Consider the following 13,984-nt stretch of genomic DNA (forward strand, 5'->3'; position numbering starts at 1 on the left):
GGGGCCTGGTCAACGCATCCGCCCGTCAACGGTCCTTGGTGTCGCACAGCGAACTGACCCGCCGCGGCGGCGCGAAACAGTCGCTGCGCGCATCCGGCCAGAAGTCGCGGAACACCGCATGGCTGGGCAACCCATCCAGCAGTTCACCGGGTTCCAGGAACTTGTAGAGCGCGGCCAGCGAACGCACCTCGATTGGCGAGACGCGCCGCAGGATGTGCTCCGGCCCCAGCTGCTGCGGATGCTCCAGCCCCGCCGCGCACAGCATGTCGCGCAGCGCCTTGAGCGTGTTGTCGTGGAACTGCTGCACGCGCACCGACTTGTCGGCCACGTCCAGGTGCTTCCAGCGCTTCGGGTCCTGGGTGGCCACGCCGGTCGGGCAGCGGTCGTTGTGGCAGCTCTGCGCCTGGATGCAGCCCAGGGCGAACATGAAGCCACGCGCGGCATTGCACCAGTCGGCGCCCATCGCCATGGTGCGGGCGATATCGAAGCCGCTGATGATCCGGCCGGCCGCGCCGATCCGGATGCGGTCGCGCAGGTTCAGCCCGACCAGCGTGTTGTGGACCAGCAGCAGCGCCTCGTGCATCGGCACGCCCACGTGGTCGATGAATTCGGCCGGGGCCGCGCCCGTGCCGCCCTCGGCACCGTCCACCACGATGAAGTCCGGCAGCAGCCCGGTTTCGTGCATGGCCTTGGCGATGCCGAACCATTCCCAGGGGTGCCCGATCGCCAGCTTGAAGCCGGTCGGCTTGCCGCCCGACAGCTCGCGCAGGCGTGCCACGAACTGCAGCAGCTCCACCGGCGTGGAGAACGCCGAGTGCTTCGCCGGCGAGACGCAGTCGTGCCCCATCGGCACACCGCGGGTGGCCGAAATCTCAGCACTGACCTTCGCCGCCGGCAGCACGCCGCCGTGACCGGGCTTGGCGCCCTGCGACAGCTTCAGTTCGATCATCTTCACCTGCGGCGACTGCGCATTCTGGACGAAACGCTCCTCGCTGAAGCGGCCCTGTTCGTCGCGGCAACCGAAGTAGCCCGAGCCGATCTCCCACACCAGGTCGCCGCCCTTTTCGCGGTGATAGGCCGAGATCGAGCCTTCGCCGGTGTCGTGGTAGAAGTTGCCGCGTCGCGCGCCTTCGTTGAGTGCACGCACGGCATTGGCCGACAGCGAGCCGAAGCTCATCGCCGAGATGTTGAACACACTGGCCGAATACGGCTGCGCCGTGCCGGCACCGATCACCACGCGGAAATCGTGCGAGTCGACGTGCGCCGGCGCCATCGAATGGTTGATCCACTCGTAGTCCACGCCGTAGACGTCCTGCTGGCTGCCGAACGGCACCACGTCGCTGACGCCCTTCGCCCGCTGGTAGACCAGCGCCCGCTGCTGCCGCGAGAACGGCACCTCCGCCGTATCGCCTTCGATGAAGTACTGGCGGATCTCGGGACCGACCGATTCCAGGCCGTAGCGGAAGTGCGCCAGCACGGGATAGTTGCGGCGCAGCGTGCTGCGCGTCTGCAGGACATCCCAGGTACCGAGCAGCGCCAGCGCGCCGAACGCGGCCACCCCCCACCACGCCGCCGGCCACGTCCATGCCAGCCACAACGAAGCAAGCGCCAGCGCGATGCTGCCGGCATAGGCGAGGTAACGCTGCATCGGCAGTCTCCCGTGGGCGAGCGATGATTCTATGCCATGCCCTGCGACGGGATGCCGCACACCCGACGGCACCACGGCACAGGGTTGATCCGGATCAATGCCCGCCAGCGCGCGCGATGCGACGTTGACGCACCACAACCGGGGAGACAAGCGACATGCATCCGATCCTGCGCGAGATCCTGATGGAGCCGGTGGGCTGGCTGGCCATCGGTGGCAGCATCGTCATGGTGGGGATCGGCGCCTTCGTGGCGCTGTTCGTCCGCCGCAAGGTGCGCGAGGAAGAGAAGAAGCCGAAGCGTTGAGGCGACAACGCGGCCGTGGTGCCCGGAGCCGGAATCGAACCGGCATGGCCTTGCGGCCGGCGGATTTTAAGTCCGATGCGTCTACCAGTTTCGCCATCCGGGCCCGGGGATAGCCTGCCTCAGTCCCGGCGCATTGGAAAGCGGCGGCATGCGCACCCTCCCGGAACGACGAAGCCCCGCAAGCGGGGCTTCGTGCGTGCTCCACCAGGAGCGTGTATGGAGCGGGAAAAGGGACTCGAACCCTCGACCCCGACCTTGGCAAGGTCGTGCTCTACCAACTGAGCTATTCCCGCAAAGGCGATGCACGCATCGCCGGTCTTACTCTGGAGGCCTCGAGCGGAATCGAACCGCTGTAAACGGATTTGCAATCCGGTGCATAACCACTCTGCCACGAGGCCAAAACTGTACGGACACGTGCCACCACCCGGGTGGCCACCGCGCCAGACTGGCGCAATCGGAACGCGTTTTCAAGGCGCCCTACAACACAAAACCCCGCGAACGGGGTTTGGTGGACCGTCCCTCTCAGGACGAAAATCTGGAGCGGGAAAAGGGACTCGAACCCTCGACCCCGACCTTGGCAAGGTCGTGCTCTACCAACTGAGCTATTCCCGCGTCGAGAGAGACGAAATTGTAGCGTCTTGTTCCGGCATGTCAACAGGCTTCTTTTCACCATCGCGCAGGATCGGCCACGCCGCGAGCAGGTACTGGATGCCGGACCACAACGTCAGCAGCGCCGCGATGGCCAGCAGCCAGTCGCCCAGCACGAACACCCAGCGCCCCATCCAGATGTCGGCCAACGACTGTTTCCCCGGTGTGGAGGCGTACAGCAGGCAGGACAGCGCCACCATCTGCACGATGGTCTTGATCTTGCCCAGCGAGGCGACCTTCACCGTGGCGCGCTGGCCCAGTTCCGCCATCCACTCGCGCAACGCCGACACCGCGATCTCGCGCCCCACGATGACCGCCGCCCAAATCGCCATCCACATGGTGGGATTGTCCTGCACGATCAGGAACAGCGACACCGCCACCATCAGCTTGTCGGCCACCGGATCGAGGAACGCACCGAACGCGGAATACAGGTGGTAGCGACGCGCGATCCAGCCGTCCAGCCAGTCGGTGACCGCCGCCAGCACGAAGATGAAGGCCGCCGCGAAATTGGTCCACGAATACGGCAGGTAGAACACCAGCACCAGCACCGGGATCAGCACGATCCGCAGCAGCGTGAGCCAGGTGGGAACGGTCAACGTCATCGCAGGCTTACTCGTTTCCTGCCGCGGGGGACGGCAGTCCGTGCAGGTTAGCGTAGATTCGCTCGGCCAGTGCGGCGTTCACGCCCTCGACGCGGGCGATCTCGTCGGCCCCGGCGGCCTTCAGGCCGGCCAGTCCACCGAAGTGCTTGAGCAGGCTTGCGCGCCGGCGCGGACCGATGCCGGGGATGTCTTCCAGCTTGCTGGTCATGCGCGCCTTCTGCCGCTTGCCGCGATGGCCGGTGATGGCGAACCGGTGCGCCTCGTCGCGCACCTGCTGGATGAGTTGCAGCGCCGGCGACGCCGCGCCCGGCCGCAGTTCGCGGCCATCGGGGAGCACCAGGGCCTCGTGCCCGGCCCGGCGCTCGGCGCCCTTGGCCACGCCGACCAGCGTCACGCCATCCACGCCCAGGTCCGCCAGCGCGGTCTGCGTCTGCGCCAGCTGGCCGGCGCCGCCGTCGATCAGCAGCACGTCGGGCAGCACGCCGCCCTCCTCCACCGCGCGCCGGAACCGCCGCTCGATGGCCTGGTGCATGGCGGCGAAGTCGTCGCCCGGGGTGATCCCGGTGATGTTGTAGCGGCGGTACTGCGAACGCACGGCGCCATTGGCGTCGAACACCACGCAGGACGCGACGGTGGCCTCGCCCATCGTATGGCTGATGTCGAAGCACTCGATGCGCTTGGCCACCTCGGGCAGGCCCAGCAGTTCCTTCAGCGCTTCGCTGCGCGCGGTCTGCGCGTTGCGGCTGCCCAGCTCGGTGACCAGCGCGATCTCGGCGTTGCGCCGGGCCAGATCGAGATAGCCCGCACGCTCGCTGCGGACACTCCACTTCAGCTGCACCTTGCGCCCGGCGGCGGCAGTCAGGGCGTGCTCGATCAGTTCGGCCTCGGGAATCTCGCGATCCAGCACGATCTCCTGCGGCGCCGGCTGTTCGGCGTAGTACTGCGACACGAAGGCACCGAGCACTTCCTCCGCCGAATCCTCGCCGTTGGTCCTGGGGAAGAAGGTGCGCGTGCCCAGGTTGCGGCCGTCGCGGAAGGCGAGCAGCAGCACGCAGGCCTGGCTGCCCTGCATCGCGCAGGCCAGCACGTCCAGGTCAGCCGCATGGCCGTCCACGTACTGGCGCGCCTGCAAGGTACGGATCGACGCCACCAGGTCGCGCAGCCGTGCGGCCTGCTCGAACTCCAGGTTCGCGGCGGCCTGCTCCATCGCCGTGCCGAGTTCGCGCGTCAGTTCATCGCTGCGCCCGTCGAGGAACAGCGTCGCCTGGCGCACGGATTCGGCGTAGTCGGCGTCGGCCACCAGGCCCACGCAGGGACCGCTGCAACGGCCGATCTGGTATTGCAGGCACGGCCGCGACCGGTTGCGGAACACGCTGTCCTCGCAGTTGCGGATGCGGAACAGCTTCTGCATCAGGTTCAGCGTTTCGCGCACCGCGATGACGCTGGGATAGGGACCGAAGTAGCGCCCCGGCGTCGCCCGCGCGCCGCGGTGGAAGGCGATGCGCGGCCACTCCTCGCGCGTCAGCAGTACGTAGGGGTAACTCTTGTCGTCGCGCAGCAGCACGTTGTAGCGCGGCGTGAGCGACTTGATCAGCTGGTTTTCCAGCAGCAGCGCTTCGGCTTCGGTGCGGGTGACGGTCACGTCCATCCGCGCGACCTGCGAGAGCATCGACAGGATGCGCGGCGACTTCGGCGAGCTGTTGAAGTAGCTGGCCACGCGCTTGCGCAGGGCGCCGGCCTTGCCGACGTACAGCAGGGCGTCGTCGGCGGCGTACATGCGGTACACGCCTGGCGCGGTGCTCAGCCCGGCCGCGAAGGCCTTGCCGTCGAATTCCGCCTGGGGACTGCCGCTCATTCGTCGATCGGAACGTGGCTCAGTTCGCCGGTGGCGATATCGTAACGCAGCACCGCGTGGGCATCGGTCTCGGCGATCCACACCGCGCCCGCGGCCACCGACAGCCCCGCCGGGCCGTGCAGCTTGCGCGGCAACGCGACGGTGGTCAGTTCGCCACCGCCCAGGCGCAGCGTGCGCAGAGTGCCATTGCCGCTGTCGGCGATCCACATGACGGGCGAATCAGGACTCATCGCCACCGCCTGCGGATGCTGCAGCCGGGCGCGGTCGCGCGGACCGTCGTCGTCACCGAAACTCCAGGTGCCCTGCCCGACCAGTGTCTGCACGGTGTCGCCGCGCACCTGCAGCGAACGCACCGCCGAACCGACCGCGTCGCAGACGTACAGGATCTGCAGCGTGGTGGCCAGGCTGGCCGGCTGCGCGAAAGCGGCCATCGGTCCGCTGCCATCGCGCACGTCGAGCTGGCCCGAGCCGGCACGCGCACGGATCTCACGGGTGCCCAGGTCGTAGCTCCACACCCGGTTGTCGCCGGCCATCGCCAGGAAGATCTGGTTGTTGTTGACCACCAGCGCCTGCGGCTGGTTGAGCGCCACGTCGCGCGGCGCGGTGACCACGCCCTCGGTCGGCTCGCCCGCACGACCGTTGCCGCACAGGGTGTCGACCGTGCTGGTCGGCAGGTTGACGCGTCGCAGGGCATGGTTGCCGGTGTCCGCCACGTAGAGCGACTCCCGCACCAGCGCCAGGCCCTGCGGCCGGCGGAACGCGGCGTGGTTCAGTTCACCGTCGGCGAAGTCGGGCGTACCCATGCCGAACTGCCGGATCACCCGCCCGTGGTGGTTGCACTCCAGCACGCGATGATGGCCGCTGTCGGCCACGAACAGGCGGTCGGGCGTGGCCACCAGCCCGGTCGGAAAGCACAGCGGCAGGCGTGGCTCGGGATAGGCTTCGCGGAAGGCACGCAGGTCGTCGTCCGGGGGTTCATGCAGGCCGTCGCACAGGCGGGCGATCTGCCGCTCGAGATCCGCCAGCCCTTCGGCGCCGACGGCACGGTGCTGCACGTTGCCTTCGCCGTCGATCAGCAACACCGTCGGCCACGACGTCACCCCGAAACGCTGCCAGGCCACCCAGTCCGCGTCGTGCGCCAGCGGCAGCGACAGTCCGTGGCGGCGCAAGCGCTTCAGCGCGGCCTGCGGATCGCGCTCGCTGTCGAAACGCGGCACGTGGATGACCAGCGCCTGCAGCCGGCCCACGTAGCGGGCCTGCAGCACCGCCAGGTCGTTGATCCGCTGCGCGCACCAAGCCGAGGCGCTGTTGACGAAGGCCAGCGCAACGATGCGCCCCCGCTGCTCGTGCAACGTGGTGGCGGGTGCGTTGAGCCATTGCAGGCCACGCGGCAGTTCGGGTGCCAAGGTCATGTCCGTCATCCTCCCTGATTATGCCCCAGTCTCAACCAGCGGCGAGCCGCGCCACGACCGCCTGTGCGGCCGAATCGACCAGTCGCCAGACCTGCCGGAAATCCTCCGGCCCGCCGGTATACGGGTCGGGAATTTCGCCCTCGGCCTCGACGCCCGCCCAGTCCAGCAGCAGCGCCACCCGATCGCGACGGACCGCCGGTGCGATGCGCAGGACATCGCGCACATTGGCGCGGTCGGCGCACAGGATCCAGTCGAACGCCTCGAAATCGTCCACCGACAGTTGCCGCGCACGCTGCCCGCCGATGTCGACGCCGTGGCCCCGGGCGCAGGCGATGGCGCGCCGGTCCGGCGGCTCGCCGGCATGCCAGCCGCCGGTGCCCGCGGAGTCGACCTGCACGCGCCCGGCCAGCGGCGACGACGCCAGCCGCGCCCGCAGCGCACCCTCCGCCATCGGCGAGCGGCAGATGTTGCCCAGGCAGACGACCAGCAGCTTCATGCCTGCGCCTGCAGGATCGCCTCGGCGCGGGCCAGGTCTTCCGGCGTGTCGACGCCCGGCGGGAAGGGTTCCGGCGTCAGCGCCACGGCGATGCGATGGCCGGCTTCCAGCACCCGCAGCTGTTCCAGCGATTCGACCTGCTCCAGCACGCCCGGCGGCAGCGCGGAAAACCGGCGCAGGAACCCGGCGCGATACGCATAGATGCCGATATGCCGCAGCCACTGCCCCGGCGGCAGCACGTCGCGCGACTGCGCGAACGCATCGCGGTGCCACGGGATGGGCGCACGACTGAAATACAGCGCATCGCCGTTGGCCGCCCGCACCAGCTTGACCGCGTTCGGATCGAACAGCGTAGCCGCGTCGTCCACCGGCACCGCCAGCGTCGCCATGGCCGCGCCACTGGCCGCCAGTGTTTCGGCGACGGCACGGATGCCGGCCGGCGGCGCGAACGGTTCATCGCCCTGCAGGTTCACCACCAGCGTGTCATCGGCCCAGCCGGCGATGTCGGCGCATTCGGCCAGACGGTCGCTGCCGGAGGCGTGCCGTTCGGAGGTCATCGCCACCTGCACCCCGGTGCCCTGCAAGGCATCGCGGATGCGCGCATCGTCGGTGGCGACCCACACCTCGCGCGCACCGGCAGCGAGGGCGCGGCGCGCCACGTGCACCACCAGCGGGGTGCCGCCGAGCAGGCGCAGCGGCTTGCCGGGCAGGCGCGAAGCGGCGTAGCGGGCGGGAATGGCGACTATGAAATCGGTCATCGGGATCCGGAACTCCAGGAAGGGAATGCGCTACTTCGCACCGGCGCCCGCAACGGGTCCGAGCTTCTCCAGCAAGGCGATCCAGAACGCCTCGGGCAGCTTGGCCGCAACCGGCACGCTGTAGAACCAGGCATTGGCGAAGGCGACGCACTTCACCGCGTCCTTCTCGGTCATCAGCACCGGCAGTTCGCTGCCGAACGCGAAATCGTCGGCCTGGTAAGCGTGGTGGTCGGCGAACGCATGCGGCACCACACCCAGCCCCTTGGCGCGCAGCATGGCGAAGAAGCGGCCGGGGTTGCCGATGCCGGCGACCGCATGCACGCGCTGGCCCGCGAATGCCGACAGCGGTTTCGGCCGGCCGCCGCGCAACGGCAGCGCGTCGTCGGCCTGCAGCTGCATGGGCCATTCGCCGAACGCGGCCGCCGCCTCGGTATCGGGCAGGTTGACCACGCGGAACGCACAGTCGGCCGCGCGCGCCGCCGGTTCGCGCAGCGGGCCGGCCGGCATCAGGCGGCCGTTGCCGTAGCGGCGCGCGCCGTCGATCACTTCGATTTCCACGTCGCGCTGCAGGCGGTAGTGCTGCAGGCCGTCGTCGCAGATGACCACGTCGCAGCCGGCCGCTACCAGCGCTTTCGCCGCGGCGACGCGGTCGCGGTCCACGCGCACGCGGGTACCGGTCTGGCGCGCGATCAGCACGGGTTCGTCGCCGCCATCGGCGGGCGGCGTGGCCGCATCCACCCAGCGCGCCTGGCCTCCGTCGCGGCGGCCGTAACCGCGGCTGGCCACACCCGGCTTGAAGCCGGCCGCGCGCAGCCGCTCCATCAGCGCGATGGTCAGCGGTGTCTTGCCGGTGCCGCCGGCGGTGATGTTGCCCACCACGATGACCGGCACGCCCACGCGGTGCGCGCGCAGCAGGCCGACGCGATACAGGCGCCGTCGCAGCGCTACCAGCGCGCCGTACACGCCGGACAGCGCGCGCGCCCACCACGGCACGGCGCCCTCGCCGAACCAGTACTCGGGAGGCTGCGGCATCGCGCGCTTGCTCACCCGGCCTCGCCCTCGCGGAACTGCATCTGGTACAGGTGGGCATACAGTCCGCCGCGCGCGAGCAACTCGGCATGCGTGCCCTGCTCGACCAGGCGCCCCTGGTCCAGCACCAGCACCTGGTCGGCGTGCTCGATGGTGGACAGGCGATGCGCGATGACCAGCGTGGTGCGGTCGGGCATCAGCTTCTGCAGCGCGTTCTGCACCAGCCGTTCGGATTCGTTGTCGAGCGCGGCGGTCGCTTCGTCGAGGATCAGGATCGGCGCGTCCTTCAGCATCGCGCGTGCGATCGCCAGGCGCTGGCGCTGGCCACCGGACAGGCGACCACCCTTGTTGCCGATCGGCGCCTGCAGGCCATCCGGCATTTCGTTCACGAATTCCATGGCGTTGGCGCCACGCACGGCCTCTTCCATCGCCACCGCTTCGGCGCCCTGCAGTTCACCGTAGGCCACGTTGGCGGCAACCGTGCCGTCGAACAGCATCACCTGCTGGCCCACCAGTGCGACCTGCCGGCGCAGGTCGGCCAGGCGGTAGTCCTGCAGCGGATGGCCGTCCAGCAGGATCTGGCCGGATTCGTATTCGTAGAAGCGCGGGATCAGCTTGATCAGCGTCGACTTGCCGCTGCCGGAGCGGCCGACGATCGCGGTGACGGTCCCCGGCCGCGCGGTGAAGCTGATGCCTTCCAGCGCGGGCCGGCTCTGGCCGGGATAGCGGGTGGTGATGTCGCGGAACTCCAGCAGGCCGCGCGCACGATCGAGCGGACGCGTGCCGGTGTCCTTCTCGTCGTCGGCGTCCAGCACCGAGAACAGGCGCTGCGCCGAGGCGACGCCCCGCTGCAGCATGTTCTGCACGTTGGTCAGCTGCTTGAGCGCCGGGATGATCGCCATCATCGAGATCATCAGCGTGACGAAGCCGCCCGCCGTCAGCCGTCCCGCCATCGCTTCTCGGCCGGCGAAGAACAGCAGCAGCGCCAGGCCGATGGCGCCCATCAGCTGCACCATTGCCGAGGACACGCTGCGCGTGGCTTCGACCTTCATCGCCAGCTTCAAGTTGGCGTTGGCCAGGCTTTCATAGCGTGCAAGCTCGCTGCCCTGGGCGCCGTAGACCTTCACTTCCTGCTGGTTGGACAGCGTCTGGTCGGCGGCCTGCATCATCTCGGCGCCGCTTTCCTGGATGCGATGGCTGATGCGGCGGTAGCGCTTGGCCACCTTGTCCATGATCCACGCCAGCGGCGGCGCCATGATCAGGATCGCCAGCGTGACCTGCCAGCTGGTCCAGAACATCACCACCAGCGCGGCGATGATCTGCAGCACCTGCTGCAGCATCACCTTCATCGCATCGACGGCGGCCTGCGCCATCTGGTCGGCATCGGAGCCCAGCCGCACCAGCATCGCCGGCACCGGCTCGGTGTCGAAGCGCAGTCCCGGCAGCCGCAGGTACTTGCCCAGCACGTTGACCCGGACGTCGCGGGCGATGCTGCGCGCCGCCTTGCCCATGCCCATGTCGGTGACGTAGCCGGCAATGCCGCGGATCACGAACAGCCCGACGATCGCCAGCGGCAGCAGCAGGCTCTTGGACTTGTCGCGATCGATGAAGGTCTCGTTGACCACCGGCTCCATCAGCTTGCTGAAGGCGCCGCCTGCCGCCGCTTCGATCAGCATGCCCAGGGCGGCCAGCACCAGCAGTCCACGGTAGGGTCGCGCGAAACCCATCAGCCGCTTGTAGACCTGCCACGGCGATTCCATTCCGCTCACTTCTGCGCCTCCGGCGCGGTGGCGATGTTGATCTTGCGGAAGCCCAGCTGGCCCAGCGCATCCAGCGCGGTCACTACCGCCTGATGCGGCGTGCGGGCATCGGCGCGCAGCAGCACCGGCCGGCTGCGGTCGCTGCCGGCGACCTGCTGCAGGGTCTGCTTCAGGGCGTCGATGTCCGGGCGCAGCACTTCCTGTTCGTCGACGAAGTAACGCCCGTCGGCGTTGACCAGCACGCTGAGCGCCTTGACCTGCGCGGCGACCGGTTCGCCGGTCGCGCTGGGCAGCTGCAGCTGCAGCATCGAGCGGGTGTCGAAGGTGGTGGTGATGACGAAGAAGATGATCAGCACCAGGATCACGTCGATCAACGGCACCAGGTTGATCTCGGGTTCTTCCTGGGAACGGTCGTCGCGGATGCGCATGCGCCGGCCTCAGGCGCTGGTCGGCGCCGCGACCGGCGCGACCGTACCGGCGGGGCGTGCGGCAGGACGCGGATGGCGGGCTTCCAGCGCGTCGACCAGCGCCGTGGCTTCCTTCTCCATCTCCATCACGTAGCCGGTGACCCGGCCGCGGAAATAGCGGTGGAACAGCAGCGCCGGGATCGCCACGATCATGCCGGCCGCCGCGCACACCAGCGCCTTGCCGATGCCGCCCGCCAGCGCATTGACGTCGCCGAGGCCGCTGTCCTGGATGCCGAGGAACATCTGGATCATGCCGACCACGGTGCCCAGCAGGCCCAGCAGCGGACCGGCCGAGGCGATGCTGCCCAGCGCATTGAGGAACTTCTCCATGCGGTGCACCACGTGGCGCCCGGTGTCCTCGATGCGCTCGCGGATCTGGTCGCGCGGCTTGTTGCGCACGTCCAGCGCCGCCGCCAGCACTTCGCCCAGGGGCGAGTTGCGGCGCAGGGATTCGATGTGGGCCGGCTCCAGTTGGCCGCGGCCGGCCCAGGCGCGGACTTCCTCGCCCAGTCCGGGCGGCAGGATCTCCTTGCGCCGCAACGACCAGAACCGTTCCACCACGATGGCCAGGGCCAGCACGCCGAGCAGCAGCAGCGGGATCATCGGCCAACCGCCGGCCTTCACCAGTTCCAGCACGTTCAGTCCTCCGGCGCATCGGGCCGTTCGTCTTCCAGCCGATAGGATAGCCCACCGGCCCGCTGGCGCCGCACGGCGTCCCACCAGTGCGCCCGGTCGTGACGCCGCTCACGCACCTGCAGGCCCTCGGCGCCCAGCCACACGCGCAGCGCGCCGCCGGACTGGGTGTCCAGGACCTCGGCACCCTGCCTGCGCCAGCGCGCCACCACCTCGGCGCGCGGATGGCCGAAGCGGTTGCCGGCGCCGCTGGCGTTCAGCACCAGCCGCGGCGAGGTCGCCGCCACGAACGCAGGATCGGAAGACCCGGCACTGCCGTGGTGCGGCAGCACGACCACATCGGCCCGCAGGGCGGCCGCATCGCGATGGACCAGCCCGCGCTCGACGATGGCGCCGATGTCCCCCGGCAACAGCAGGCCACCGTGGACGGTCTCCACCTTCAACACGCAACTGGCCTCGTTGCCCAGGTAGGGGAAGTACAGGCCGGGATGCAGGAAACGGAAGCGAACGTCGTCCCATGTCCAGGTGGCGCCGGTGATGCAGGCCGCGTGCGCGTCCACCGGACTGCCGGGCGGCGCCAGTACGGTGCGCACCGGCAGGCCGTCGCGCACCGCCTCGACGCCGCCGGCGTGGTCGTTGTCGCCATGGCTGACCACCAGCGCGTCGAGGCGGGGCACGCCGAGTGCGCGCAGCGCCGGCACCACGGCACGCTCGCCGGCATCGAAGCCCTCCTCCACCGCCGGTCCTGCATCGAACAGCAGCGCATGGTTCGCCGTGCGCACCAGCGCGGACAGCCCCTGCCCCACGTCGATCACCACCAGTTCCACTTCGCCGGCGCGGGGTCGTTCGCGGTCGGGCCACAGCAGCGGCAGCCAGAGCAGCAAGGCCAGCGACTTGCCGGGCACGCCGCGCGGCAGCAGCAGCCAGAAGCCACCCGCCAGCGCCAGCCACAATGCCCACGCCGGGCTCTCCGGCAGCCACCACAGCGCGTACGGGTGCGCCGCGACGCGCTCGAACAGCTGCCAGCTCGGTGCGAAGCAGGCCGCCGCCGCCCGCCACGCCCATGCCCCGGCGCCGACATGGAGCGCTTCCAGCCCGGTACCCAGCAACGACAGCGGCACGATCACCAGGCTCCACCACGGGATCGCGAGCAGGTTCGCCACCGGACCGGCCAGCGAGGCCTGCCCGAACAGCACCGCGGTGAAAGGCAGCAACCCGACGGTGGCGACGGCCTGCGCCGGCAGGAACGCCTTCGCCCAATGCAGCGAAGCCGGCAGGCACCACGCCAGCCAGGCCACGCCGCCAAAGCTCAGCCAGAAGCCGGCGGCCAGCAGCGACAGCGGATCGAACACCAGCACGGCCAGCACCGCCAGCGCCAACGTATCCACGACCCGGACATGGCGTCGCGACAGGCGCGCCACCACCACCACCGCGATCATCAGCACGGTGCGCACGGTCGGCAGCGCGAATCCCGCCACCGCCGCATACGCCACCGCGCCTAGCAAGGCCGCCGCGCCCGCCGCCTGCGGACGCGGCACGCGGCGGGCGAGCGCCGGGAACAGCCACCAGAGTGCGGCGGCCACCAGCGCGCACGCGCCGGCCACCATGCCGACGTGGAACCCGGAAATCGCGATCAGATGCGTCAGCCCCGTTGCGCGCAGCACCTGCCAGTCCGCGTCGTCGAGACCGCGCGTGTCGCCCAGCGCCAACGCCTGCACGAAGCGTGCATGACGATCCGGCACCTCCTGCGCGATCCGCGCCGCCATGCGACTGCGCCACGCATCCACGCCCTGCCCCGCCGACAGCCGGCTCGCACGCGTCGCGTCGCGCACATAGCCGGTGGCACTGATCCGCTGCGCCGCCGCGTAGCGTTCGCTCGGCACGCCACCGGGATTGGCCAGGCCACGCGGCGCCCGCACGCGGATCTGGAACTGCCGGCGTTCGCCCGCGCCCACCTGCACGCGCGGCCCGGGCTCGGTGGCGCCGAAATCGTCGTACCACGCCAGCCGCAGCAAGCGTCCCCGCAAGGGCGCCGGCTGTTCCGCCGCATCATCGACACGGAACAGGAACCGCGTCCGCCGCGCCTGCGGCTCCGGCAAGCCCACCACCTGCCCGCTGACCACGACCTCGCGCCCTTCCCACGGCACCGGCAACTGCGCGCCCATGCTCCAGCTGGCATGCAGTCCTGCCCATGCCGCCCCCGCGAGCAACGCCCCCATCCAGCGCCAGCGGGACGAGACCCACCACCCCGCCATCCCGGCCGTCAGCAGCAGCCACAGCACGATCGCTGCCGGCAACGCCGGTTGCCACAGCATGGCGACCATGCCGAACAGCAGGGCCGCCACGCACGCCAGCCCCAATGGCGCCAGCACGT

At 69.9% G+C, this 13,984-nt stretch carries 11 protein-coding genes, 4 tRNA genes and 1 pseudogene; 1 reads left to right on the plus strand and 15 read right to left on the minus strand.

Translation table 11 applies throughout. The features are described from left to right. Window positions 1-25 precede the first annotated feature (25 nt). A complete protein-coding gene (locus MMG85_RS07680) occupies window positions 26-1,648 on the minus strand; it encodes an FMN-binding glutamate synthase family protein (protein ID WP_241045515.1) in 1,623 nt (540 codons plus the stop codon). Window positions 1,649-1,803: 155 nt separating this feature from the next. Here MMG85_RS07680 and MMG85_RS07685 point away from each other — a divergent pair, with 155 nt between their 5' ends. After that, a complete protein-coding gene (locus MMG85_RS07685; RefSeq protein ID WP_241045516.1) occupies window positions 1,804-1,950 on the plus strand; it encodes a DUF3149 domain-containing protein in 147 nt (48 codons plus the stop codon). Between the two features lie 16 nt (window positions 1,951-1,966). Here MMG85_RS07685 and MMG85_RS07690 read toward each other — a convergent pair. The 14 genes and pseudogenes from MMG85_RS07690 to MMG85_RS07755 form a co-directional block, all read right to left on the minus strand. Then, window positions 1,967-2,053 (minus strand) — tRNA-Leu (locus tag MMG85_RS07690). 114 nt (window positions 2,054-2,167) lie between these two features. Then, window positions 2,168-2,243, minus strand: a tRNA-Gly gene (locus tag MMG85_RS07695). A 31-nt stretch (window positions 2,244-2,274) separates the two neighbouring features. Continuing rightward, window positions 2,275-2,348: transfer RNA gene (locus MMG85_RS07700), tRNA-Cys, on the minus strand. 138 nt (window positions 2,349-2,486) lie between these two features. Further along, window positions 2,487-2,562: transfer RNA gene (locus MMG85_RS07705), tRNA-Gly, on the minus strand. After that, window positions 2,553-3,200: a CDP-diacylglycerol--glycerol-3-phosphate 3-phosphatidyltransferase gene (pgsA, locus tag MMG85_RS07710; RefSeq protein ID WP_082563371.1), complete on the minus strand. Its 648-nt coding sequence runs from the start codon at window positions 3,198-3,200 to the stop codon at window positions 2,553-2,555. The genes MMG85_RS07705 and pgsA overlap by 10 nt, the downstream gene beginning before the upstream one ends. Window positions 3,201-3,207: 7 nt before the next feature. Next, window positions 3,208-5,055, minus strand: a complete 1,848-nt coding sequence (uvrC, locus tag MMG85_RS07715; RefSeq protein WP_241045517.1) for an excinuclease ABC subunit UvrC — start codon at window positions 5,053-5,055, stop codon at window positions 3,208-3,210. Beyond that, entirely contained in the window at window positions 5,052-6,467 is a 1,416-nt protein-coding gene (locus tag MMG85_RS07720) for a redoxin domain-containing protein (protein ID WP_241045518.1), read from the minus strand. Before MMG85_RS07720 ends, uvrC begins: the two co-directional genes overlap by 4 nt. A gap of 31 nt (window positions 6,468-6,498) precedes the next feature. Next, window positions 6,499-6,963: a low molecular weight phosphotyrosine protein phosphatase gene (locus MMG85_RS07725; protein ID WP_241045519.1), complete on the minus strand. Its 465-nt coding sequence runs from the start codon at window positions 6,961-6,963 to the stop codon at window positions 6,499-6,501. Continuing rightward, window positions 6,960-7,721, minus strand: coding sequence for a 3-deoxy-manno-octulosonate cytidylyltransferase (kdsB, locus tag MMG85_RS07730; protein ID WP_241045520.1), 762 nt, complete (start codon window positions 7,719-7,721; stop codon window positions 6,960-6,962). Before kdsB ends, MMG85_RS07725 begins: the two co-directional genes overlap by 4 nt. A gap of 30 nt (window positions 7,722-7,751) precedes the next feature. Next, complete coding sequence (gene lpxK / locus MMG85_RS07735; RefSeq protein WP_241045521.1) at window positions 7,752-8,768, minus strand: tetraacyldisaccharide 4'-kinase; 1,017 nt, start codon at window positions 8,766-8,768, stop codon at window positions 7,752-7,754. Continuing rightward, window positions 8,765-10,510: a lipid A export permease/ATP-binding protein MsbA gene (gene msbA, locus MMG85_RS07740; protein WP_241045522.1), complete on the minus strand. Its 1,746-nt coding sequence runs from the start codon at window positions 10,508-10,510 to the stop codon at window positions 8,765-8,767. The genes lpxK and msbA overlap by 4 nt, the downstream gene beginning before the upstream one ends. 5 nt (window positions 10,511-10,515) lie before the next feature. Then, window positions 10,516-10,938, minus strand: coding sequence for a biopolymer transporter ExbD (locus tag MMG85_RS07745; RefSeq protein ID WP_055944201.1), 423 nt, complete (start codon window positions 10,936-10,938; stop codon window positions 10,516-10,518). Window positions 10,939-10,947: 9 nt separating this feature from the next. Continuing rightward, a complete protein-coding gene (locus tag MMG85_RS07750; protein ID WP_241045523.1) occupies window positions 10,948-11,613 on the minus strand; it encodes a MotA/TolQ/ExbB proton channel family protein in 666 nt (221 codons plus the stop codon). Continuing rightward, a pseudogene (locus MMG85_RS07755) lies at window positions 11,579-13,934 on the minus strand (DNA internalization-related competence protein ComEC/Rec2); the annotation flags it as partial. The gene MMG85_RS07750 and the pseudogene MMG85_RS07755, both read right to left, overlap by 35 nt. Window positions 13,935-13,984: the final 50 nt, after the last annotated feature.

Source organism: Pseudoxanthomonas sp. LH2527 (genome assembly GCF_022539275.1).
Taxonomy (GTDB): Bacteria; Pseudomonadota; Gammaproteobacteria; order Xanthomonadales; family Xanthomonadaceae; genus Pseudoxanthomonas_A.

What these genes read in the sequence shown, in the direction of transcription:
- MMG85_RS07680 (WP_241045515.1), bottom strand. Translation starts at nt 1,648, where the DNA reads ATGCAGCGTTACCTCGCCTATGCCGGCAGCATCGCGCTGGCGCTTGCT.
- MMG85_RS07685 (WP_241045516.1), top strand. Translation starts at nt 1,804, where the DNA reads ATGCATCCGATCCTGCGCGAGATCCTGATGGAGCCGGTGGGCTGGCTG.
- pgsA (WP_082563371.1), bottom strand. Translation starts at nt 3,200, where the DNA reads ATGACGTTGACCGTTCCCACCTGGCTCACGCTGCTGCGGATCGTGCTG.
- uvrC (WP_241045517.1), bottom strand. Translation starts at nt 5,055, where the DNA reads ATGAGCGGCAGTCCCCAGGCGGAATTCGACGGCAAGGCCTTCGCGGCC.
- MMG85_RS07720 (WP_241045518.1), bottom strand. Translation starts at nt 6,467, where the DNA reads ATGACCTTGGCACCCGAACTGCCGCGTGGCCTGCAATGGCTCAACGCA.
- MMG85_RS07725 (WP_241045519.1), bottom strand. Translation starts at nt 6,963, where the DNA reads ATGAAGCTGCTGGTCGTCTGCCTGGGCAACATCTGCCGCTCGCCGATG.
- kdsB (WP_241045520.1), bottom strand. Translation starts at nt 7,721, where the DNA reads ATGACCGATTTCATAGTCGCCATTCCCGCCCGCTACGCCGCTTCGCGC.
- msbA (WP_241045522.1), bottom strand. Translation starts at nt 10,510, where the DNA reads ATGGAATCGCCGTGGCAGGTCTACAAGCGGCTGATGGGTTTCGCGCGA.
- MMG85_RS07745 (WP_055944201.1), bottom strand. Translation starts at nt 10,938, where the DNA reads ATGCGCATCCGCGACGACCGTTCCCAGGAAGAACCCGAGATCAACCTG.